The organism is Sagittula sp. (assembly GCF_052825245.1).
Window position 1 is genome coordinate 101,285 of the sequence record NZ_JBRBWD010000032.1, and the last position, 20,197, is coordinate 121,481.

Annotated in this window: 22 protein-coding genes; 11 read left to right on the plus strand and 11 right to left on the minus strand. The window is 65.9% G+C overall.

The features are described from left to right. Positions 1-1,509, plus strand: a complete 1,509-nt coding sequence (locus ACU0DV_RS11480; protein WP_446242688.1) for an amidase — start codon at positions 1-3, stop codon at positions 1,507-1,509. 124 nt (positions 1,510-1,633) lie between these two features. On the opposite strand, the gene ACU0DV_RS11485 is transcribed toward ACU0DV_RS11480, so the two are convergent. The 3 genes from ACU0DV_RS11485 to ACU0DV_RS11495 are packed head-to-tail and all read right to left on the minus strand — an operon-like array spanning position 1,634 to position 4,457. Then, entirely contained in the window at positions 1,634-2,620 is a 987-nt protein-coding gene (locus tag ACU0DV_RS11485) for a TRAP transporter substrate-binding protein (protein ID WP_446242687.1), read from the minus strand. A gap of 3 nt (positions 2,621-2,623) precedes the next feature. Then, positions 2,624-3,160 carry a TRAP transporter small permease gene (locus tag ACU0DV_RS11490; RefSeq protein WP_283981314.1) on the minus strand — a complete coding sequence of 179 codons (537 nt, stop codon included), beginning with the start codon at positions 3,158-3,160 and terminating at the stop codon, positions 2,624-2,626. 10 nt (positions 3,161-3,170) lie between these two features. Further along, positions 3,171-4,457: a TRAP transporter large permease gene (locus ACU0DV_RS11495; protein ID WP_100929067.1), complete on the minus strand. Its 1,287-nt coding sequence runs from the start codon at positions 4,455-4,457 to the stop codon at positions 3,171-3,173. 207 nt (positions 4,458-4,664) lie between these two features. Here ACU0DV_RS11495 and ACU0DV_RS11500 point away from each other — a divergent pair, with 207 nt between their 5' ends. The 4 genes from ACU0DV_RS11500 (at position 4,665) to ACU0DV_RS11515 (ending at position 8,352) form a co-directional block, all read left to right on the plus strand. Further along, positions 4,665-5,354, plus strand: coding sequence for a TetR/AcrR family transcriptional regulator (locus ACU0DV_RS11500; RefSeq protein WP_446242686.1), 690 nt, complete (start codon positions 4,665-4,667; stop codon positions 5,352-5,354). A 41-nt stretch (positions 5,355-5,395) separates the two neighbouring features. Next, complete coding sequence (locus ACU0DV_RS11505; RefSeq protein ID WP_100929065.1) at positions 5,396-5,728, plus strand: RidA family protein; 333 nt, start codon at positions 5,396-5,398, stop codon at positions 5,726-5,728. A gap of 101 nt (positions 5,729-5,829) precedes the next feature. Then, positions 5,830-7,062 (plus strand): NAD(P)/FAD-dependent oxidoreductase, encoded by a 1,233-nt coding sequence (locus ACU0DV_RS11510; protein ID WP_446242685.1) that lies wholly within the window; start codon positions 5,830-5,832, stop codon positions 7,060-7,062. A 3-nt stretch (positions 7,063-7,065) separates the two neighbouring features. Further along, a complete protein-coding gene (locus ACU0DV_RS11515; RefSeq protein ID WP_446242684.1) occupies positions 7,066-8,352 on the plus strand; it encodes an aspartate aminotransferase family protein in 1,287 nt (428 codons plus the stop codon). 91 nt (positions 8,353-8,443) lie between these two features. Here ACU0DV_RS11515 and ACU0DV_RS11520 read toward each other — a convergent pair whose 3' ends face one another. The 4 genes from ACU0DV_RS11520 to ACU0DV_RS11535 all read right to left on the minus strand — a co-directional run bounded on the left by ACU0DV_RS11520 (position 8,444) and on the right by ACU0DV_RS11535 (position 12,843). Then, positions 8,444-8,974 (minus strand): hypothetical protein, encoded by a 531-nt coding sequence (locus ACU0DV_RS11520; protein WP_446242683.1) that lies wholly within the window; start codon positions 8,972-8,974, stop codon positions 8,444-8,446. Between the two features lie 128 nt (positions 8,975-9,102). Beyond that, the gene (locus ACU0DV_RS11525) at positions 9,103-11,130 is read right to left on the minus strand and encodes a hypothetical protein (protein ID WP_446242682.1); all 2,028 of its coding nucleotides are present in this window, start codon (positions 11,128-11,130) and stop codon (positions 9,103-9,105) included. Further along, positions 11,130-12,356, minus strand: coding sequence for an ATP-grasp domain-containing protein (locus tag ACU0DV_RS11530; RefSeq protein WP_446242681.1), 1,227 nt, complete (start codon positions 12,354-12,356; stop codon positions 11,130-11,132). The genes ACU0DV_RS11525 and ACU0DV_RS11530 overlap by 1 nt, the downstream gene beginning before the upstream one ends. A 226-nt stretch (positions 12,357-12,582) precedes the next feature. Next, positions 12,583-12,843, minus strand: a complete 261-nt coding sequence (locus ACU0DV_RS11535) for a hypothetical protein (RefSeq protein WP_446242680.1) — start codon at positions 12,841-12,843, stop codon at positions 12,583-12,585. A gap of 334 nt (positions 12,844-13,177) precedes the next feature. Here ACU0DV_RS11535 and ACU0DV_RS11540 point away from each other — a divergent pair, with 334 nt between their 5' ends. The 6 genes from ACU0DV_RS11540 to ACU0DV_RS11565 all read left to right on the plus strand — a co-directional run bounded on the left by ACU0DV_RS11540 (position 13,178) and on the right by ACU0DV_RS11565 (position 17,348). Then, a complete protein-coding gene (locus ACU0DV_RS11540; RefSeq protein WP_446242679.1) occupies positions 13,178-13,555 on the plus strand; it encodes a hypothetical protein in 378 nt (125 codons plus the stop codon). Between the two features lie 59 nt (positions 13,556-13,614). Further along, positions 13,615-13,833, plus strand: coding sequence for a hypothetical protein (locus ACU0DV_RS11545; RefSeq protein WP_100929057.1), 219 nt, complete (start codon positions 13,615-13,617; stop codon positions 13,831-13,833). Next, a complete protein-coding gene (locus tag ACU0DV_RS11550; RefSeq protein WP_254698098.1) occupies positions 13,830-15,224 on the plus strand; it encodes a TolC family protein in 1,395 nt (464 codons plus the stop codon). The genes ACU0DV_RS11545 and ACU0DV_RS11550 overlap by 4 nt, the downstream gene beginning before the upstream one ends. Beyond that, the gene (locus ACU0DV_RS11555) at positions 15,221-16,576 is read left to right on the plus strand and encodes a multicopper oxidase family protein (protein ID WP_446242678.1); all 1,356 of its coding nucleotides are present in this window, start codon (positions 15,221-15,223) and stop codon (positions 16,574-16,576) included. The genes ACU0DV_RS11550 and ACU0DV_RS11555 overlap by 4 nt, the downstream gene beginning before the upstream one ends. Before the next feature lie 67 nt (positions 16,577-16,643). Beyond that, entirely contained in the window at positions 16,644-16,946 is a 303-nt protein-coding gene (locus tag ACU0DV_RS11560; protein WP_100929055.1) for a copper-binding protein, read from the plus strand. A 99-nt stretch (positions 16,947-17,045) separates the two neighbouring features. Beyond that, a complete protein-coding gene (locus tag ACU0DV_RS11565) occupies positions 17,046-17,348 on the plus strand; it encodes an SHOCT domain-containing protein (RefSeq protein ID WP_100929054.1) in 303 nt (100 codons plus the stop codon). 61 nt (positions 17,349-17,409) lie between these two features. On the opposite strand, the gene ACU0DV_RS11570 is transcribed toward ACU0DV_RS11565, so the two are convergent. The 4 genes from ACU0DV_RS11570 to ACU0DV_RS11585 all read right to left on the minus strand — a co-directional run bounded on the left by ACU0DV_RS11570 (position 17,410) and on the right by ACU0DV_RS11585 (position 20,159). Beyond that, positions 17,410-17,844, minus strand: a complete 435-nt coding sequence (locus tag ACU0DV_RS11570) for a c-type cytochrome (protein ID WP_283981324.1) — start codon at positions 17,842-17,844, stop codon at positions 17,410-17,412. 21 nt (positions 17,845-17,865) lie between these two features. After that, positions 17,866-19,251: a multicopper oxidase family protein gene (locus ACU0DV_RS11575; protein WP_446242677.1), complete on the minus strand. Its 1,386-nt coding sequence runs from the start codon at positions 19,249-19,251 to the stop codon at positions 17,866-17,868. 1 nt (position 19,252) lies between these two features. Continuing rightward, positions 19,253-19,684, minus strand: coding sequence for a c-type cytochrome (locus ACU0DV_RS11580; protein WP_446242676.1), 432 nt, complete (start codon positions 19,682-19,684; stop codon positions 19,253-19,255). Positions 19,685-19,766: 82 nt separating this feature from the next. Beyond that, positions 19,767-20,159, minus strand: coding sequence for a hypothetical protein (locus tag ACU0DV_RS11585; protein ID WP_446242675.1), 393 nt, complete (start codon positions 20,157-20,159; stop codon positions 19,767-19,769). Positions 20,160-20,197: the final 38 nt, after the last annotated feature.

The following is a 20,197-nucleotide window of genomic DNA, read 5'->3' on the forward strand; positions in this document are numbered from 1 at the left end:
ATGGACCGGACTTCCACTCCCACCGATCCCGCAGACCTAGGCGCCGCCGAAGCGCGCCGCCTGATCGCCCGCAAGGCGCTGTCCGCATCCGAACTGGCCGACGCCTGCATCACCCGTGTGGAGGCCGTGGACCACGCGGTGAACGCGCTGGTGGCGCGGGACTTCGACGGGCTTAGGGCGGGGGCTTGGGCGGCGGACAAGGCACTGTCCTCCGGCGCCGAACTCGGGCCGCTCCACGGCCTGCCATTCGGGGTGAAGGACATGATCGACGTGACCGGCCTGCCAACCACCTTCGGGTCTGAACTGTTCCGCGACAACATCGCCAAGAAGGACGATGCCATGGTCGCCGCGATGCGCGGCGCGGGCGCGATCCCCATGGGTAAGACCAACAACCCGGAATGGAGCGCGGGCGGCAACACCCGCAACCGCGTCTACGGTGCCACAGCCAACCCGTATGACCTGACACGCACCTGCGCCGGGTCCTCGGGCGGGTCGGCGGCGGGATTGGCAGCCGGGTACTTCCCCTTGGCCACCGGATCGGACACGGGCGGGTCGCTGCGCAACCCGGCGGCTTTCTGCGGCGTCGTGGGGTATCGCCCGTCGCCGGGTGTGGTGCCGGGCAACACCCGCGGCATCGGGTACTTCCCGCTGTCCACCTCCGGCCCCATGGGCCGCAACGTGGAGGACACGGCGCTGATGCTGTCGGTGCTGGCACGGCCCGACATGCGCGACCCCTACACGGCGGTCGTGGATGGCCGCACCGCATGGAATCCGGCGCGCTTTGCCACCCTGCCGCGCCGCGATCTGTCCTCGCTGCGCGTGGCGTTCACCGAGGACTACGGCTTTGCGCCGACCGAAGGCATCGTGCGCGACCACTTCCGGCGCGTTGTCCCGCAGCTTGCACCGCTGTTCGGCGCCGCCGATGAAGGGACACCCGATTGCGCCGATGCCGATCGTATCTTCTCGGTGCTGCGCGGCATCCTGTTCGTGGCCACGCACGGCAAGCGCCTGGATGATCACCCCGAGCAGGTCGGCCCGAACGTGACGGAGAACGTCCGCGAAGGCCGCAGCTTCACCCCCGACGACATCGCCGAGGCGCTGTCGATGCAGGGCGCCTATCACCAGCGCTGGCAGATCTGGTTCGAAAACCATGATTTCGTGATCTCTCCGGCGGTAACGATCAGCCCGCGCGACTGGCACGAGCTCTACCCGACCGAGATCGATGGCGTGGCGACGAAGAGCTACTACCACTGGCTGGCGATGGCCTATGCCTCCACCGTTGCGGGGCATCCGTCGATCACCATTCCCTGCGGGACCGACGCAAACAGCATGCCCTTCGGCCTGCAGATTGTCGGACGGCGCTATGACGACCTGGGCGTACTGGCGGTGGCCGCCGAGCTGGAGGCGATCATCGCGGGGATTTCTGACCTCGCGCCAAAAGGCCCCGACATCGCCGCGTTGAAATCCGCCGGACGGCTGTCGGACGTCGAGGGGGTCCTCAGCCTCTGATCAGGCCTCCGGAGCAGGACGGTGCCGGGCCGCAGCGCGCGCCCGGCATCATTTCCGAAGTGCCGGCAGCCACGGAAAAAGGGGCGCCCGGCAGGACGCCCCCGATCATGCAAAGCGGCGAAGTTTACTCCGGCGCGTATTCGGCGACGAAGGCGCGCAGTTCCTCGATCCGCTCGGCCGGCACTTCGGTCAGCACGTCGGCCATCGGCAGGGTCGCCTCGCGGAAGGTTGCAAGCTCTTCCTCCGTCGGCTCGTAAACGGCGATGCCGGCTTCTTCGAGGTTCTTCTTGTGCACGACCTCGGAGGCGTCGACCCATTCGAAAACCTCGGCCAGCGCGTCTATGGAGGCTTTCTCGAAGGTGGCCTGCTCGTCTTCCGACAGACCGTCCCACCACGTGGTGGAGGCCAGCGCGAGGCGGGCGGACATGATCACCTTGGCGTCGGTGAAGTTGGTGAACAGGTCGCCCTGCCCGAAGGTCAGCGGCACGAGCGACGCGTTGACGTAACCGTTGGCGATGCCAGTCTGGATCGCATTCGGCACTTCGGAGAACGGGATGACAACGCCGCTGGCGCCCATCATCTGGAACATTTCCAACTGGTTGGGATCCAGCGCGCGCATCCGCAGGCCTTCCATGTCGGATACGGTGCGGACTTCCTTCTCGTTGTTGAAGATGCCCAGGAAGCCCCCGGTGGGCACGATCGCCAGGATGCGCATCCCTTCGGCCGCCAGCTCTTCGTTCACCTGATCGAGGTAGTCGGATTCGGTGAAGAACTTGAACTCGTGCGCCGGATTTTCGAAGGTGTAGGGCAGTTGCAGCGCGCGCATCTCCTCGACGAACTGGGTTGCCACGGCGTAGTTCGACATCGAGATATCGAGGATACCGGCGCGGATCTGGTCAAGGCGCTCGTCCTCGCCGCCGATTGTGTCGCGCGGGAAGGTCTCGGTGTCCCAGCCTGCTTCTTCGAGCGTTGTGAAGAGGTTTTCCACATAGCGATAGGTGCCGGACTGCTCCCGATCGGGGTTGGAATCGAGAGCGACGTTGACCGACTGCGCCGAGGCGGCCGAGGCCAGGAACAGCGCGGTGAGGGTGGCGGTGGACGTTAAGTTCATCAGTTACTCCAGCATGTTGGATTCAGTGGATTTTGCGAAGGCGATCTCCTCCTCGAGAACCTTCGGCGAGATGAGCGCGCCAAGACCGGCAAGCCCGTGGAAAAGGATCAGGATCAATGCGACCGGCAGGGCCGAGGCCATCCAGGCGGTGGATATTTCGAGCCCTTCGGAGGTCCGCCCGATCTGGCGTTCGAGATACGGCCAGGTGAACCACAGCACGGGCGCGAAGAAGGTCCAGGACGCGAGGAACCGCGCCACGACCTGCACCTTCTGGCGCCAGATCACGTGGCTGGGCGGATGCACCATCGCCGGGTCGGCATGGGTGTGGAACGCTGCCGAGGCGCCCAGCAACCCGCCCCAGACCATGAGCCAGCGGGCCAGTTCCTCGGTCCAGAACGGCGGCGAGGCAAAGGCGTAGCGCGCCACCACCTGAAGCATCATGACACAGAGCATCGCTCCGAAGCACAGCGCGGCGATCCGGGTGGCGAAGAAATTCAGCCGTTGCGACGTGGCATAGGTGAGATTGGCGATACGGATCATCTGTCTCTCCTCACTCGACGAAACCGGCCAGGCGCGGCAGGAACAGTGTCAATTCAGGGGTGAAGGTCAGGATCAGCAGGACACCAAGCTGGACCACCAGGAAGGGCGCGGCGGCCTTGGCGATGCCCCAGTAGGGCGCACCCGATACAGCCGAGACGACCAGCAACGCCGCACCGAAGGGCGGAGTGACGATGCCCAGCATCAGGTTCACCACGATGACGATGCCCAGGTGGATCGGATCGGCGCCCATCGAGATGCCCGTGGGCACGAGCAGCGGCACCAGCAGGGCCAGCGCCACCGGCACCTCGAGGAACATGCCCGCCACGAGGAAGACCGCGTTGAGCAGCAACAAGTATTTCCAGCCCTCGAACCCCAGCCCGATCAGCGCATCGGCCAGAAGCGTCGGCAGTTTCTCCAGACCGGCGAGATAGCCGAAGATCGCCACGCCCGAGAGCAGGATGAAGATCGAACCGGACAGGATTGCCGTGCGTTCGAGGCTCTTGATGATCGTGCCCCAGGACATCTGGCGGTAGATGATCCCGGCGAGGATGGCGCAGCAGACCGCGACACCGGCGGCCTCGGTCGGGGTCATGACTCCGAAGACGATACCCGAGAGGATGATGACGGGGATCACGGTGGCGGGGAGCGCATAGATCGCGCGGCGCAGCACTTCGCGTGCAGGGACACGCTCCCCCGTCGGGTGGTCGTGGCGATGCGCCAGCCACGCGTTCGCACCAAACAGCGCAACCGCCATGATGAGACCCGGCACGATGCCCGCGATGAACAGCGCTGCCACCGAGGTGTTCATCAGCGCCCCGTAGAAGATCATGATGATCGACGGCGGAATGATCGGCCCGATCACCGAAGACGCGGCGGTGACGGCACCGGCATATTGCACCGTGTAGCCGGACTTCCGCATCGCCGGGACCAGCGTGTTGGACACCGCCGCCGCATCCGCCATCGCCGACCCGGAAATCCCGGCGAAGAACACCGACGTCAGGATGTTCACATGCCCCAGCCCGCCCTTCAGACGCGCCATCAGCGCCATGGCCAGATCGATCAGCGCTTTCGTGACGCCGGCACGGTTCATGATTTCACCCGCCAGAATGAACAACGGCATCGACATGATCGAGAACAGGTCGATATGAGCGATGATCCGTTGGGGCGCCGCAGCAAGGAAGCGCGCCCTGTCGGCGGCGATGAAGGACAGGATGGAGGCCGCCCCGATCAGGTGCGCAAGCACGGCGCCACCCAGAAGCAGGGCGACGGAAAAGATGAGGATCGGCAGTGCTGTCATTTGTACCCCAGTCGTCAGGTTCGAGAGTGTTCGGCCGGTTGTGTTGGTTTTTAATTGAACGATGTTCTATAACTGTTAAACCAAACTCGTCGAGTCCGTCACGCAAAATGAAACACGCCTATTTTTTGAACGGGAATCGTACCGGTGACCACTGAGAATGATGAAAAAAAGGGCAAGATGCTGCGTGGACGGGCCGCGGCGGTCGGGTTGAGCAAGAATCAGGTGGTCGCCGCAGCCGTCGCGCAGATCGACGAAAAGGGGCTGGCGGCCTTCTCCCTCCGAGAGCTGGCCCGCAATCTGGGCGTCTCTCCGGCAGTGATCTACTGGCATGTCGGTGGCGCGAAGGAAGACCTCTTCGCCGAGATTTCCGCCTCGATCACCGGGACCCTGTCCGACACTCTCGACGCCGACATGCCTTGGGACGACCGGCTCCGGCAGGTGTTTCTCAACTACCGCAAGCTGGTGCATCGTCATCCCGCCGTCGCGCCACTGCTGGGCGCGCAGATGAAGTCCAACGGTGTCGCGAACCTCGACTGGGTCGAGACGATCCTTTCGGCGCTGCACGACGGCGGCTACCGCGGCGACGCGCTGCGCCCGGCCTTCAACGTGCTGGTCGGCGGACTCGCCGGGTTCGTCACCATGGAACTGGCGCCGCCCCCCGTCAGCAAGCCGGGCAGCGAAGGCGAAACCTGGCAGGACCTTTTCGCAAAGCGGGTCGCGCAGACCGATCCGGAGCTCTACCCGCTGACGGCGGCCGCGCTGCCCGACATCTCCAACCGCATCTTCGTCCTGCGCTGGCAGAACGGTGCCGTGAATCCCTACAACGACAGTTTCGAATTGCTGCTCGACCTCCTGGTCGAGGGGCTGAAGGCCCGGGCCCCGGCCCAACCTTTCTGACCGCCACACTTCAACTCCCTTCAGACGACAAGGAAACACCGATGAACCTCCCCTTCTCCAAGACCCGCCGTGTCGGCAACACCGTCTACCTTGCAGGCGAGATCGGCTTTGACGCGGACGGCAAGGTCCCGGCGGGTATCGAGGCGCAGACGCGCAACATCTTCGAGCGGCTCAATGCGACGCTCGAGACCGAGGGCCTGACGCTGGCCAACGTGGTCTCGGCCACCTGCTACCTGACCGACACCAGCGACTTTGCAGAGTTCAACCGTGTCTATGCCGAGTACTTCTCCGATCCGCTGCCCGTCCGCACCACCGTGCAAAGCGGCCTGATGATCGACGCGAAGGTCGAGATCACCGTCATCGCCGAAGCCTGACCCGGGCCTGCGGAGGCAGGGCGCCGCGATGCGCGTCTGCCCCGCCCCAACTCTCCGGACCGGCGGTCCCGCCGGTTCGCTTCCCACTACCGGAACTTCTCATGGCCGATTTTCTCGTTCTCGGTGCCGGCATGGTCGGCGTTTCCACCGCATTGGCACTGCAGGAGCAGGGCCTGTCGGTCACCCTCATCGACCGCAAGGCGCCCGGGCGCGAAACCTCTTTCGGCAACGCCGGAATCATCCAGGCCGAAGCCGCGGAACCCTATGGCCTGCCCCGCGACCCGATGACCTTGCTGCGCTTTGCGCTTGGCCGGACCAACGATGTGACATGGTCCGTGGCCGGCGTCGCCGAGATGCTTCCGGCGCTGTGGAAATACTACCGGAACTCCTCGCCCGCCCGTCATGCCGAGATCTCGCGCACTCATGTCAGGCTGACCGAACGCTCGACCCGCGACCACGCTCCGCTGATCGCCGAGGCCGGGATGGAGAACCTGATCACCCGCGACGGCATCGCCCTCCTCTACCGCAACCCTGCCGAATACGCCGCTGCGGTGGCCGACGCCGAACGGGTCCACGCCACCTACGGCACGCGCTTCCGGGCGGTCGACGGCACGGACTATGCGAATGAGGATCCTGCGCTGCTGAAGGCGCCTGCAGGTGTGATCCACTGGCAGGACTCCTGGAGCTGCGCGTCGCCCGGCACGCTGACGGCGGGCTATGCCGATCTCTTTGCCCGGCGCGGCGGCCAGGTGGTGACCGGCAACGCGAGCACCCTGCGGCAGAAGGGCACCGGCTGGCAGATCGAGACCGATGAAGGCACCGCTGGCGCCACGCAGGCCGTCATAGCCCTTGGCCCATGGTCGCCGCGCCTGTTGGCCCGGTTCGGCTATCGCGTCCCGATGATCTACAAGCGCGGCTATCACGGCCATTTTGCCGCGCCGCGCGCTCCTGTCCGGCCTTTCCTCGACGTGGCGCACGGGATCGTCGCCGCGCCGATGACCGACGGTCTGCGGCTTGCCACAGGGGCTGCGCTGGTGACCAGGGACAGCCCCGCCGACCCGCGCCAGCTCGACCGTGGCCGGACCGGGATTTCCGACCTGATCGAGGTCGGCGCCCGCATCGAGGAACCACAATGGTCCGGCGCCCGGCCCTGCCTCCCGGACATGCTGCCGCTGGTGGGTGCCGCCCCCCGGCACAAGGGCCTCTGGATGAACTTCGGCCACGGCCACCAGGGCTTCACCCTTGGTCCGACGACCGGCGCCCTGCTCGCGCAGATGGTTGCGGGCCATCCGGCCGAGGGCTTCGACGCCCTCCTGCCCTCACATCGGATATAAGACATGACCTTTCACGCAGACACCCTGACAGCCGACCTTACCCGCGCCGAAGAGGACTTCCGCAATCGCACGCCCAAAAGCGCGGAGGCGCTGGCCCGCGCGTCCCGCGTCCTGCCGGGCGGCAACACCCGCAGCTCGCTCTGGGCGGCGCCCTACCCGCTGTCGATCACCGGCGGCGCGGGCTGCCGCATCACCGATGTCGACGGCAACACCTACACCGATTTCCTGGGCGAGTTCACCGCCGGCATCTTCGGACACACCTGCCCGTCGCTTGAAAAGGCCGTGACAGCTGCGCACCGTGGCGGGTTCGGACTGTCCTCGCACACGCCTTACGAGGTCGCGCTGGCCGAGGAACTGGCGGCGCGTTTCCCCTCCATCGACCAGCTGAGGTTCACCAATTCGGGGACGGAAGCCAACGTGATGGCTCTGACCGCCGCGCGTCTGGTGACGGGTCGTGAGCGCGTCATGGTCTTTGCCGGGGGCTATCACGGCGGGGTCCTGACATTTGGCAACGGCAATGCGCCGGTCAACGTGCCTTTCGACTTCGCCATCCTGCCCTACAACGACCCGCAGGCGGCGGCGCAGGAATTTGCCAAGTCGGGCGATCGCATCGCCGCCGTCCTGGTGGAGCCGATGCAGGGCGCGGGCGGCTGCAACGTCGGCACGTCCGAGTTCCTGCAGGCCCTGCGCGATCTCTGCGACGAAAGCGGCGCGCTGCTGATCTTCGACGAGGTGCAGACCGCGCGCATGGCGCCGGGCGGCGCACAGGAACGTCTGGGCATCACGCCGGACATGACGACACTTGGCAAGATCTTCGGCGGCGGCCTCGCGTTCGGAGCATTCGGGGGCAAGAAGGCCGTGATGGCGCGCTTCGATCCGTCCCACCCCGATGCAATCCCCCACGCGGGCACCTTCAACAACAACCGGCTGACCATGGCCGCCGGGCTGGAAGCGATCCGCAACCACCTGACACCGGACGCACTGGCCGCCCTCTACGAGCGCGGAGAAGCATTCCGCGCCGCGTTGAACGACCGTTTCGCGGCACAGGGCGGATGGTTTCATGTGACCGGGATGGGATCGATCATGAACATCCACGCCACGGCGGACGACTCCACGCTTCGCCGCGACCGCCTGCGCCTCCTGCATTTCCGGATGATGGAACGGGGCTACTACTTTGCCTCGCGCGGCCTGATCGCGCTGTCCTTCGCGGTGGGCGAGGAAGAGATGGGCGGGTTCCTGGATGCGCTCGACGCCGTGCTCAGGGAGAGGCAGGCCGAACGAGCCACCTAACGCGGCACGCCCGGCGCGACTTGTGTCTGCGGCGATGCGAAGTTTGATGCCACGCGCGTCCGCCCACAGGATCAAGCCAGCCTTCGCCCGGCTAGGCGTGCCACTCGGCGAACCGGGGGTCCGGCGCGTATAGCTGGATGGTGTGAAAGAAAATGTCGATCTCAAGCGCCACCCCCACCTCGAAGTCATTGAGTTCGGCGCCGCTCCAGCGATGCCGTTCGAGTCGGGCGAGGAAGTCGCGGCGCGCCTGCTCGTCGCGTGGCTTCAGCGGCAGGGTCTCGGCGGCGCGGAGCAGGTCGATGCGCTTGTGCACCTCCCGCATGCCTGCGAACGCCTCCATCATCGGGCGTGTCAGGCGCGGCTCGGCCTGCCATGACCTGCCGCCGAACACCTCCTGCACGACACGGTTGCCGGCCCCCAGGCAATCGTAAGCGACGCAGCCGGGAAAGCCCTCCTGCGTCAGCCGGTCGTGGATGGAACAGCTGTGGCCCGAGAGGTTCCGGCACGGCTCGCCGGGGTTCTTGTCGAAGGCGAAATCCTTGCCCTTGTCAAAAGCCAGCGCGAGGCAGCACAGCGCGGCGCACTTCGAACAATCGGTCTTGAGGTGGTCGGTCTGAGGCATCGCGGCTGTGGCCTTTCATCGGTCCGTCGGACGGGGGCTCGCCCTCGCCGCCGTATCCCGCAGAACGGCCCCGCAATGCAAGGCGGGCACCGACAAAGGGCAGGTCCGACGCGGCGTCCGGCCCGTTGTCAGGCGCCTTCGCTCTCGTCCTCCGGTTGCCTGTCGGCGGCCCAGCTGGCGATGGCCTGCTCGCGCACCCTGGCGATGACATCGGCGGGAATGTCCTGACCATGCGCGCTGCGCAGCGGCTCGTCGTGAAAGAGGTAGACACGGGACAGGAACGGGTCGAACTCCAGAGAGCCTTCGCCGTAGCGTTCGCCATGCCCCGAGGTCGACACCACGACGCCGTTGCCCCAGTCCTGACCGCTGTCGTTGTTCGGGTTGTAGAAGTAGATCCGCATCCGCCCGGCCTGATCCTCTGCCACCCGCAGGATGGCGATGGCGTGCCAGCCCACGAACCGCTGCTGCGCATCCGTCACAGCGATACCGGCCGGTTGCGGGTGACCAAGCGGCCGGCCGCCGTTGTGGTCGGGATGATAGGTCGCGAAGAAACGGCGCAGGAAGTCGTCGTAGGCCGCCAGCTTCCCGGTGGTGACATCGACCGCGACGGCGCAATCGCGCGACACCCACCAGCCGTGAAACTGCGGGTTGATCCACTTGTGCGGATCGCCGGAGCGTCCCGCGCAAAGCCGGCCCATCTCGGCATAGATGCGGTCGAGATGCCCGACCAGAAGGACCGACACCGGGTCGGCGTCGATCGGCCCCATACCCGCAAGCCCTGCCGGAAGGTCGGCGGAGTTGATCGGCGTGCCCTCGAACTGCATCTGAAGCGTGTCGAACTCGGCCACCTGCGTCACGAGGTGAAGCAGGTAATCCGGGTCGTTCAGCGCCCAGAGCGCGATGGCCCGGGCGGACTGGCAGGTCGGATTGGCGCCCTGCCCGACGCCCAGCGGCTGCCCGAGCACCTGAAGCACACCGGCCAGCAATTGCGTCTCGGGCGAGACGGCAGGTCCGAACCCGAGCGCGAGACGGTCCCGCGCCGCGCCGCGCAGGCGGAGCGACAGTTGCCGTTCCAGCGCCGGAACCATCGGCGCGTGATGCAGGGTGCCGCGTTCAAGCAGCATGGCGAGGCCGTAGGCGGCCTGCGGCGTGGCCGGCGTCACGGCGCTGCGCACCAGCTTCTCGATCACGCCGCGGTAGTGCCGCCAGCAGTCAAGGCCGGTGGACCCGAGGCCAAGCGCCTCCGGGATCAGGGGCCGCTGATCGAAGTCCAGCGCCCATGTCAGGAAAGCGGCGTGGTAGTCGGAGACCAGCCCCGTGTCGTGCATCGCGCGGGCAAACCCCATGGCCTCACGCGAGAGACCGGCGTCGTCGGCGACCGATATGCGGTCGAGGTAGACGGCAAGGCCCGGATCGTCGCGCGACGCCGTCGTCGGGCCGAAAAGGGCACTGACCAGACGCTCCGCGCCGAGGCGGGTGCTGCCGGGTTCGGTGCCGTTCTCGTTCAGGGCGACAGCGATCTGGGCGATCATGTCCTTGACCACACCCACCTGCACCGAGCGCTGCTCCAGCAGGCGCCAGATCTCGGACACGAGCACGCTGAGAACGTCGTTCAGACCGATATGGTCCGCTATGTGCCGCAGCACCCGGCATTTCACCTCGTGCCGCGCACCGAGCCCCCGGGCAGCTTCGTCCGGCACCCCGAACAGGTCCTTCAGGTTCAGCGCAAGCACCTGTGTCAGGAAGTGCCGAGCGCCGTCCTGATGCAGGTTGCCATGCCGGGCCTCGCCCTTCGCCACGGCCAGGAACCGCGACAGGCTGGCCGCCTCCAGCGCCTGGAACGCGGGGTCTTCGGACACCAGCGTCCCGCCGACAAGTTGCGGCAGGAGCGCCTCGGGCCGGTCCCAGTCGGAACCGACGAACAGCCCAGCTGCGTCCATGCGTGCCGCCCGTTCGCGCACCACTCCCAGCCCGCCGGGCTGGGAGATGATGCGGCCAAGAACGTCGAGCACGGGGCGCTGGTAGCGGGCCTTGGCAAAGGGCCGGGCCCGCTCCAGCCGTTCAATCGCAAGATCGAGCGTACCGGACAAGCGCGCCAGCGCGGCGCTGTCGTCCCCGGTCTGCCCGTCCGCGGAGGACGCGTTTCTGAGGTTCATCAAACGTAATAATCCAGCTCTTCCTGCTTCTTCAGAAGGTCTCGCAACTCGTGCGGGTTGTCACCGAAGAAATAGGCCAGCCCCCAGTGCGTGCCGAACGCGGACCGTTTGGCCACCTTCTGCTCGCGCGGATCGGCCAGTTCGTGAAATTCGAAATACGGGTGGTTCGCCGTATCTTCGGGGATCTCCAGCCGGCTGACGACCCGGCGGCGCGGATAGACACCGAAACACCCGGCGTGGCCCTTGGCATCGACGATCTCCTTCGGAAAGAAGGCGTCGAGCTCCTCCTGCGTGGTCTTCGGGTCGAAGGCCAGCACGAGGCCCTGATAGCCGTTGAAGCCATAGGCGCGCTCGATCAGCTCCAGCGCGTTGAAGCCCGGCGGGCGATACGCGACCTCACCAAAGTACAGCTTGTTGTCGCTGGTCAGGAAGTATTCCGGGTGGATGAAGCCGAAATCGATGTCGAAGACCTCGATCAGCTTCTCGATCTCTTCGGTGATCCGCTCGCGGTGCGCCTCAAGCTCGGGCGTGGCGGGCACGAAGACCGAATAGCCCAGCGTGACGTATTCCGAGATGTTCAGGAATTCGATCTTGCCGTTCTTGATCCAGGCCTCGACCGCGAATTCCCAACCGTCGAGATGGCTTTCCAGCAGCGCCGGAAATTCCTCGTCGGGGATGTTGTCCACGTCCTCGGGGGTGCGGATCACCCGGTGCCCGGCGGTGCCTGACTTGTCGAAAGCCTTGAAGTGGATCGGATCGTTCGGATCGCCGTCCAGCTTCAGCAGCGTCTGGTTGACCCGCTTGAGGAACCGGATCACGTCACCGCGGTCGTGCGCCTCTTCGAAGACGCCCACCCGGATGCCGCCCAGCTGCGCGCGGCGCTTCATCAGCGACTTGTCGCGGAACAGCATGGCCTGCCCCAGAAGGCGCGGGTTCTTCATCAGCACCGCATTGATCGCACCGGCCCATTCCACCGTCTCCTCGAAGATCGGGATGGCCACGTCGACGCCCATGTCGTCAAGCCGGTGCGCCAGCTCGTGCGAGCGTTCGTTCAGACGGTCGAAGTCCCACGGGACAAAGGGAATGTCGTTCTGCTTGCAGTAGTCCTCGGCCCAAGGCGGAGCGACGACAACATACCGGCGGTCGAAGCGGTCGACCGCGTCAATGGCGTTCAGGCTCCAGCCGAGCAGGGCGACATACCCTTTATCCGGGTTCTTGTCAGTCATTGCATATCCTTTCATCAGGCAGACCAACAGGGACGAGCGCGCGTCCTGTCCGCTCGCGGACTAAGGGAAGGTCCTGTTACGGGAGATGCGACCCCGGCGAGCTGATCTGCGTCGGTTTCAAGTTAAGAGGTTAGCCCGCCGCGGACCGATTTCAACCGGGTCACGCAAGACAAGCCGATACGCGTGTGCAGGGCACCCGCCTGTAACGCAGGGATGGAGGACGGGGTCAGAGCAGGTTTCTGAGCGGCCCGTCGGCGCTGATCGTCTTGGAGCCGTCGGGCTCTTCCAGGACGTCGAGCCATGCCCTTTCGTCGTCGATCTCGACGAAGAACCGCCATTCGTCCTGTTCGATCATGGCAATGGCTTCCTCGGTCGAGAGCCGCCACTGCGACTTGCCGAAAAAGGATTTGCGGACGCCTCCGATCGCAAGGAGCTGTGCGCCATTGTCCGCAACCTTTGCCCACGTCACTTGAGCTGGTGCAGCCATAGTGTTCACCACCTTTCTACCTTAAGGATAGCGCAAGATTGCCGCTGGGGAAACAGTCAAGGCTTAGTTAACTGTAATCGCTCACTAAATCCTGGATGGACGGCGCCGTGACCATGGGACTTTTGGAGATTCGGCGGCTCGCCGGTACTTTCATTCGGTGCCTGCAGCATGGCCCCGACGCAGGCGCACATCGGCTTTCCATGCGATAACCCGTCGGCGGCATTCGCCCGCCAGAGACCGCCGCCATGGCGCAAAAGAACCGAGGCGCGCCGAAGTTGGCCGTTAACGCTTTCGTGAGTTGCTACCGCCCGCGGGCGCGGGCATCGATTTCCACATGGTGAAGCGTGTTCTCCTCGTTCTGCTTCTCGGCCTGACCGGCCTGATGGTCGCGATCTCTCCGGTCGCGGCCCAGATCGCGTCCGACCGTGCGATCTGTGCACCGCAGGTGCAGGCACAGGTCGAGGACCTGCGCATGGTTCACCACGGCCATCAGGGCCACGTGACGCCGCCGGACGACACCGCAACCAAGGAGCAGAAGTCCGAAACCGCGCTGTTCAGTTGTTGCGATCACGGCTGCGTCCTCGACATCTCCAACCTGCCGGACACGGACGCAAAAACCGTGTCCGAGACGCGGGTGCCCGCGGACTGGTCCGTGCTCGACCGCGCCGACCTGACGGGGCCCATCGGTCTGCGTCGTCCTCCGAAGGCCTGATCTTCCCGCCACGGGTGTGCCTGCCGCGCCCTGACTGAAGATCCCTTCGGAGTCATTCCATGAAATACCGTTTCGCGGCGCTTCTGCCGCTGGCGCTTGCGGGCTGTGCACAGCCTCTGGCGTTGCCCGAGGCAGGTGCGCTGATCCGCGCCGCCGATCCGTCCACCGCCACCGCCGCCCAGCCGGGGCCGAGCGTCGGCTACACCGCCTACCCCATCGCCGAGCCGCTCGACTGGCGGCAGCTCAACGACGCGCAGGCGCCGGGAGGTGGCACATGAAGCATGTGATCGCGCTGGCCGGGCTGGCGCTTCTGACCGCTTGTGCCGATACGGCGACCGTGAAGGGCGCCTCCGATCCGCAAGCCGGTTTCGCCTTCGTCGCCGATGGCGCCAACCGTTCGACGGGCGCAAAGGCCGCCTGGGCGCAGACCGCCGCCGATGTGGCCGCGAACGAGGCGCGCGCCAAGGCGCTGGTTGCGGGCAAGACCATCGGGCCGGACACCGCCGTACAGGTCGCCTTGATGAACAATCGCGGGTTGCAGGCGGCCTATGCCGACCTGGGCCTTTCGGCCACCGACCTCTGGGAAACCGCGCTGGGGCCGCGTCCGAGTCTCGAACTGTCGCTCAGCGGCATCGGCGAGGCCAGTCTGGCCCGCTCGCTCGAGGCGACCGTCACCGGCGCCATACTCGACCTGGCCACGCTCAAGCCGCGCACACGCATCGCCGAGATGCACTTCCGCCAAGCGCAGCTAGAGGCGCTGGCCGAAACGCTTGCGCTGGCCGCCGAGACGCGCATGGCGTGGATCGACGCCGTGGCGGCGTTCGAGGCGTCGTCTCTGATCGCGCGGGCGCAGGGCACGGCAGAGGCCGCCTCCGAACTCGCGGCCGAACTGGGCCGCACCGGTGCGATGAACCGCGCCGACCAGGCGCGCGAACATGTGTTCACCGCGGAACTGGCCGCCGAACGCGCGGAAGCACGGCTGGAGGCACAACTTGCTAAGGAGAAGTTGACCCGGCTCATGGGGCTCTATGGCGCGAGCACGGATTTCTACGTACCCGACCGCTTGCCGAGCCTGCCGGGCCGCAGACCGGGGCGCAGCAATGCCGAGGCCCTCGCCCTGCAACATCGCGTCGACCTCGCCATCGGCAAGCTCGAACTGGAAGCGATTGCGCAGGAGTACCGCCTGACCAGCCAGACCCGCCGCATCGAGGGTGCGGAAGTCACAGCCGGGGCAGAAGTGGAACGCAGCGACGACAACGAAACCGAAGTCGCCCGCGTGCTGCAGGCCAGCCTGGAGATCCCGCTCTACGACACGACAAAGCTGACCTCGCGGCGCGGTGCACTGGAATATTCCCGCGCGGCGCATGAACTGGCGCAACACGCGGTCAACGCCCGGTCCGAGGCACGCTCTGCCCATGCGGAAGTCACCGGCACCTACAACATCGCGCGGCACTGGCGTGACGAGGTGCTGCCCCTGCGTCGTGAAATCGACCGCGAGGCGCTGAAATCCTACAACGGCATGCTGACCTCGACCTTCGAGCTGATCGAGGACGCCCGTGACGGGCTGGAGGCGCAGTTGTCCACCGCCGAGGCCAGAGCCGATTACTGGCGCGCCGAAGCCAACCTGAAAACCGTGATCTGGGGTCCGCCCGCTGGAGGTGACGAATGAACCGCCGTCAATTGCTGGCCGGTGGCGCTGGGGCCGTTCTGGCCTCTGCCGCCGCAGCCGAAACCCGTTTCCGCGACCTGCCCGAGGCAGCCTCGACCGACAGCCCCTACACGCAGGTGCCGCCACGGCCCGGCTCCGGCCCGGACTACAACCCGGTCGTGACGCTCAACGGCTGGTCGCTGCCCTGGCGGATGAACGGCAACGTGAAGGAGTTCCACCTCGTCGCGGAGCCGGTCGAGCGCATCATGGCCGACGGGATGATGGCCCGGCTCTGGGGCTACAACGGCCAGTCCACCGGCCCGACGATCGAGGCGGTGGAAGGCGAGCGCGTGCGCATCTACGTCACCAACCGTCTGCCGGAACACACCTCAGTGCACTGGCACGGGCTGATCCTCCCCTCGGGCATGGACGGCGTTGGCGGGCTGAGCCACCCCGCGATCCCGCCCGGAAAGACCTTCGTCTACGAGTTCGACCTGATCAAATCCGGCACCTTCATGTACCATCCCCACGCGGACGAGATGGTGCAGATGGCGATGGGCATGATGGGCCTTTTCATCGTGCATCCGCGCGATCCTGCCTTCATGCCGGTGGACCGCGACTTCGCCTTCCTGCTGGCGGCCTACGACATTGATCCGGGCACCTACATCCCGCGCGTTGCGGAGATGACCGACTTCAACATGTGGACCTGGAACAGCCGGATCTTCCCGGACATCGACCCGTTGGTGGTGAACAAGGGCGACCGGGTGCGGGTGCGCTGCGGCAACCTCACGATGACCAACCACCCGATCCACATGCACGGCTACGACTTCGAGGTCACATGTACCGATGGCGGCTGGGTGCCAAAATCCGCCCGTTGGCCGGAGGTCTCCATCGACATTCCCGTGGGCGCCATGCGCGCCTACGAATTCGATGCGATCCACGAAGGCGACTGGGCGATCCACTGCCACAAGTCGCACCACACGATGAACGCCATGGGCCACGATCTGCCGACCTTCATCGGGACGGACAAGACGCGCCTCACGCAGATGATCCGCCGCCAGCAGCCGGGTTACATGCCCATGGGCACGGCGGGCATGGCCGATATGGGCGAAATGTCCATGGAACTGCCCGACAACACCGTGCCGATGATGACCGGCTGGGGGCCGTTCGGTCCCTTGGAGATGGGCGGCATGTTCTCGGTGGTGAAGGTGCGCGAGGGCATCGCGCCCGACGATTACTCCGACCCCGGATGGTATCAGAACCCTCCGGGCACCCAGGCCTGGGAATGGACCGGAGAGCTGCCCGAAGAGGTGCGCCAGAGCAGCGCCGCCACGGTCATCACCCCCAAGAGTCACCTCAACCACGATCACTGATCCGGGCACCTGCCCGGCACTGACCCCAAGCCCCCGCGAAGGGGCAAACACCTGAAAGGAAACGCGTATGAAAACCCTCAAGGCACTTGCAATCGCCCTGCTCACCGTGACCGCGCCCGCTTCGGTCGCTCTGGCCGAAAGCCATATGGCCATGCCGATGAGCCAGGGCACGATCACCAAGATCGACACCAAGTGGAAGAAAGTCACCATCGACCACGGCCCGCTGGAAAACCTCGACATGCCGGCGATGAAGATGGTCTTCGACTATGCGGACGGCATGATGGAAGGCCTGAGCGAAGGCGCCACGGTGTCCTTCGTCGCCGACCGCGTGAACGGCAAGCTGACCGTCACCGAGATCACGTCCGAGTGATCTTGCGGCCTTCGGGCCGCCCTATTGCGCTGGATCAAGGTCTATGGCCCGGGTCCGGCGCATACTGGAGCCATAACAAGAAGACCGAAGGAGGTCGCCATGAGATGGTTCGCAGTTCCGATGATGTTGCTTGCCCAACCGGCCCTTGCCGACCGTGGTGAGGTGTACGGTTACATGATGGACGGTTACGGCCACGGCATCGGCATGATGTTCGGGCCGGTGCTCTGGCTGATCGTGCTGGGGCTGGTCGTGGCCGGTGTGGTCTGGTTCGTCCGGCAGCCCGGCAATGCCATGGCCCAGAAGGCGCCCGGCGATGCGCTGGCCGAACTGGACATGCGCTTGGCGCGTGGTGACATCGACGCCGAGGACTATGCCGCCCGCAAGAAACTGCTGGCAGGCTGAACGGTTCGATCCGGTAGCAAGGTCAGGGACGCGCCCCGCCGCAAGGACGGGGCGCGTATCCTTATTTGCGGAACTGCGAGTGGCACGCCTTGCAGGTTTCGCCAAGCTGGCCCAACGCAGCGCCGAGGTCGGCCTCGGACTGGATGGTCCCGGCAAGCTTCTCTGCCGCATGCTCGGCATCTGTCGCCCGGGACGAGAACGTCTCCCAGTCTTCCCAGATCACCGGCAGGGCCTCCGATTTCGGGTCCTCCGCGCGCACCTCGAACATGGAGACGATCTGCGCCGACTGTGCGGCGATCTCGTTCAGGGCGCTGTTGGCCGCGTTGGCGTCGAAAGCCATCTGGCCTTTTGCCATGGCCCCCACGAGCTTCATCTGGTCGCCGATGGTCTCCATGACCATCATGCGCGCCATGACATCCTTGTTCTCGACCCCGCCATGCGCCAGCGCCGCGGTGCCTAGCGCGATCAATGCGATTGCCAGTTTAGCTTTCTTCATGTCAGTCCCTCGTTGGTTTTTTTAAGTCACGTTTATCCAGGTGGTCATGCCCGATGCGGCATGGGCGAGCATGTGACAGTGGAACAGCCACTTGCCCGGGTTGTCGGCGGTGAAGGCGATCTCAAGCGGTTCGTCCGGCACGCTGAGGATGGTGTCGCGCAGCGGACCGAAACTGCCGTCGGCGCGGACCTCACGGAAGTGCATGCCATGCAGGTGCATCCCGTGCGGAAAGGCCGTGCGGTTCTCGAGCCTGATGCGCAGCACCTCGCCCAGGGCAAGGTCGGCAAAAGGCGTTTCCGTCCGCCCCGCCTGCCCTGCGAGCGCCCAGAACTGCCCCTTCTCGATCAACGCGCGGAAGCCAAGGCGCTCTCCCTCGAACATGGCGCTTTCCATGCCCGCCATCGCGCCGCCTTCCATCACCATGTCGAGGCTGCGGGCCTCTGACAGATCCGGCAGCGCGGTGCGCGGGTTGGCGGGCAAGGCCGTTGGCGGCGGGCGCGGGGTGGTTGCGGACTGGCCGGATACCCTGACCTCGGCCAATGCCTCCCAGCTGTCGTCGTCCATCCACATGAGCAGGCCCGCGGGCGCGCCTTCGTCCGCGGTGATGTCCACGATCAGATCGGCGCGCTGCGCGGGGGCAAGGACGATCTCGTCGCTCACCTCTTCCGGGGCATCCAGCGGCATCCCGTCGAGCGCGACGGTCCACCCCCTCATCCCCTGCAGGCGCAGCACGAAGATCCGCGCGTTGGCGGAATTGATCAGGCGCAGGCGCAGGCGTTCATGCCGCTTCGCGGTCAGGGCAAAGTCGTATCGGCCATTCACCCCGACCAGGTTCCCGGTACGTCCGCCATGGCTCATCATCATCGGATGGTTGAAGGGCTCGACAAAGCCGCCGGTGTCCGGGTCGAGCAACCAGTCGCCCAGCATCAGCACCTCGTCACGGTCCACGTCAGGGGCGTCCGCCTCTTCGACGATCAGCGCGCCGGACAGGCCGCGCGCCACCTGCTCCATGGAGTTCGTGTGCGCGTGGTACCAGTAGGTCCCGGCGTCCGGCAGCGTGAAGTCGTAGTCGAAGGTGCCACCGGGCGGCACGGCCTCCTGCGTCAGCCCCGCGACCCCGTCCATCGCATTGTCGATGCGGATGCCGTGCCAGTGCACGGAGGTCGGCACATCGAGTTCGTTGACCAGCTGCCGCTGCAGCCGGTCGCCCTGCCCCATACGGATCGTTGCTCCCGGTATGGTACCGCCATAGGACCAGACCGGGGTGGCGGGATAGCCGTCCGGTGCCAGTTGCACGCTGGCCTTCTGCGCGACAAGCGTATCCGTCGCCCCCCATGCGGGCCGGGCCAGCATCGTCCCGGCAAGACCGGCGCAGAAAGCGCGCCGGCCAATCGAAAACCCTGTCATGTCAGTTGATCCCGTTGGCCCGTTGAAGCTCTCGAACGTAGGTCACGATTCCCGCGACGTCCGCCCGTGTCAGCCCATCTTGCGCGGGCATGTTGCCGAACCGCCAGTGATGGGCGCGCACGCCCTGCTGCACGGCGAGGAAGAACGCCATGTCACCATGGTGCGAAGGTTCGTAGATCTTGTGAACGAGCGGCGGACCGAAGCCGTCCTTGCCAGCGGCGTTCTTGCCATGGCACGCGGCGCAGACCGCGTCGAAGGCCTGCTTGCCCACCTGCGCCTCGGCCGAGAGGGTCTCAGGCAGGGTGACGGAAACGATGGCCGCACCTTCGGTCGCCGTGTCCGCCGTTTCCTGCGAATTGGTCTTTGTTGTGGTCAGGTATGCGCCGATGGCGACTGCAACGACAGCCGCGCCAGCGAAAGCGATCTTTTTCATTTCAGTATCCTGAGTGGCACGAAGGACAGGCCCGCGTGCGGTATTCGACATTTCGGGCGAAGGGCCCGCGGTTCAGTCGATCTCAGGCACGCGGAGGGGGAAGATCGCGCTCCGGGCTGCGGTGGCGACCCGTGACAGACGTGGGCCTGTCGTGCAGGTAGCGGAAACTGCCGTTCAAAGCCGTCTCATGCTCTACCGGCAGCATCGCAAGGGCGCCGCCGGTCACATGGTGGCAGTCGGGCATGGCGTCCGCCTGGTCCGCCTTGGTCGTCTCATGATGGCTGTCGGGACAGTCCGGGCAGTCGTGGACGTGATCCACGACCCCGCCCGCCATATCGGCAGAGGCCACCTGAGGCAGGCTCACCAGCAGGATAGCGACGGCAAGCGTCAGGACGCCTGCGACGCACAGCATGCGCCGCACGGCGGCTGCGCTGTCCCTGCACGTCTTCTGTCCTGTTGCCATCAGGCCTGCCATGAACTGCCTCCTCGGTGGTACTGAACCCCGAACCCGGT

Bases quoted from the DNA above. Each gene is read 5' to 3' on its own strand.
- ACU0DV_RS11530 (WP_446242681.1), bottom strand. From the start codon at position 12,356: ATGACTGACAAGAACCCGGATAAAGGGTATGTCGCCCTGCTCGGCTGG.
- ACU0DV_RS11535 (WP_446242680.1), bottom strand. From the start codon at position 12,843: ATGGCTGCACCAGCTCAAGTGACGTGGGCAAAGGTTGCGGACAATGGC.
- ACU0DV_RS11580 (WP_446242676.1), bottom strand. From the start codon at position 19,684: ATGAAAAAGATCGCTTTCGCTGGCGCGGCTGTCGTTGCAGTCGCCATC.
- ACU0DV_RS11550 (WP_254698098.1), top strand. From the start codon at position 13,830: ATGAAGCATGTGATCGCGCTGGCCGGGCTGGCGCTTCTGACCGCTTGT.
- ACU0DV_RS11515 (WP_446242684.1), top strand. From the start codon at position 7,066: ATGACCTTTCACGCAGACACCCTGACAGCCGACCTTACCCGCGCCGAA.
- ACU0DV_RS11505 (WP_100929065.1), top strand. From the start codon at position 5,396: ATGAACCTCCCCTTCTCCAAGACCCGCCGTGTCGGCAACACCGTCTAC.
- ACU0DV_RS11565 (WP_100929054.1), top strand. From the start codon at position 17,046: ATGAGATGGTTCGCAGTTCCGATGATGTTGCTTGCCCAACCGGCCCTT.
- ACU0DV_RS11575 (WP_446242677.1), bottom strand. From the start codon at position 19,251: ATGACAGGGTTTTCGATTGGCCGGCGCGCTTTCTGCGCCGGTCTTGCC.
- ACU0DV_RS11555 (WP_446242678.1), top strand. From the start codon at position 15,221: ATGAACCGCCGTCAATTGCTGGCCGGTGGCGCTGGGGCCGTTCTGGCC.
- ACU0DV_RS11510 (WP_446242685.1), top strand. From the start codon at position 5,830: ATGGCCGATTTTCTCGTTCTCGGTGCCGGCATGGTCGGCGTTTCCACC.
- ACU0DV_RS11570 (WP_283981324.1), bottom strand. From the start codon at position 17,844: ATGAAGAAAGCTAAACTGGCAATCGCATTGATCGCGCTAGGCACCGCG.
- ACU0DV_RS11495 (WP_100929067.1), bottom strand. From the start codon at position 4,457: ATGACAGCACTGCCGATCCTCATCTTTTCCGTCGCCCTGCTTCTGGGT.
- ACU0DV_RS11485 (WP_446242687.1), bottom strand. From the start codon at position 2,620: ATGAACTTAACGTCCACCGCCACCCTCACCGCGCTGTTCCTGGCCTCG.
- ACU0DV_RS11540 (WP_446242679.1), top strand. From the start codon at position 13,178: ATGGTGAAGCGTGTTCTCCTCGTTCTGCTTCTCGGCCTGACCGGCCTG.
- ACU0DV_RS11545 (WP_100929057.1), top strand. From the start codon at position 13,615: ATGAAATACCGTTTCGCGGCGCTTCTGCCGCTGGCGCTTGCGGGCTGT.
- ACU0DV_RS11525 (WP_446242682.1), bottom strand. From the start codon at position 11,130: ATGAACCTCAGAAACGCGTCCTCCGCGGACGGGCAGACCGGGGACGAC.
- ACU0DV_RS11490 (WP_283981314.1), bottom strand. From the start codon at position 3,160: ATGATCCGTATCGCCAATCTCACCTATGCCACGTCGCAACGGCTGAAT.
- ACU0DV_RS11560 (WP_100929055.1), top strand. From the start codon at position 16,644: ATGAAAACCCTCAAGGCACTTGCAATCGCCCTGCTCACCGTGACCGCG.
- ACU0DV_RS11480 (WP_446242688.1), top strand. From the start codon at position 1: ATGGACCGGACTTCCACTCCCACCGATCCCGCAGACCTAGGCGCCGCC.
- ACU0DV_RS11520 (WP_446242683.1), bottom strand. From the start codon at position 8,974: ATGCCTCAGACCGACCACCTCAAGACCGATTGTTCGAAGTGCGCCGCG.
- ACU0DV_RS11585 (WP_446242675.1), bottom strand. From the start codon at position 20,159: ATGGCAGGCCTGATGGCAACAGGACAGAAGACGTGCAGGGACAGCGCA.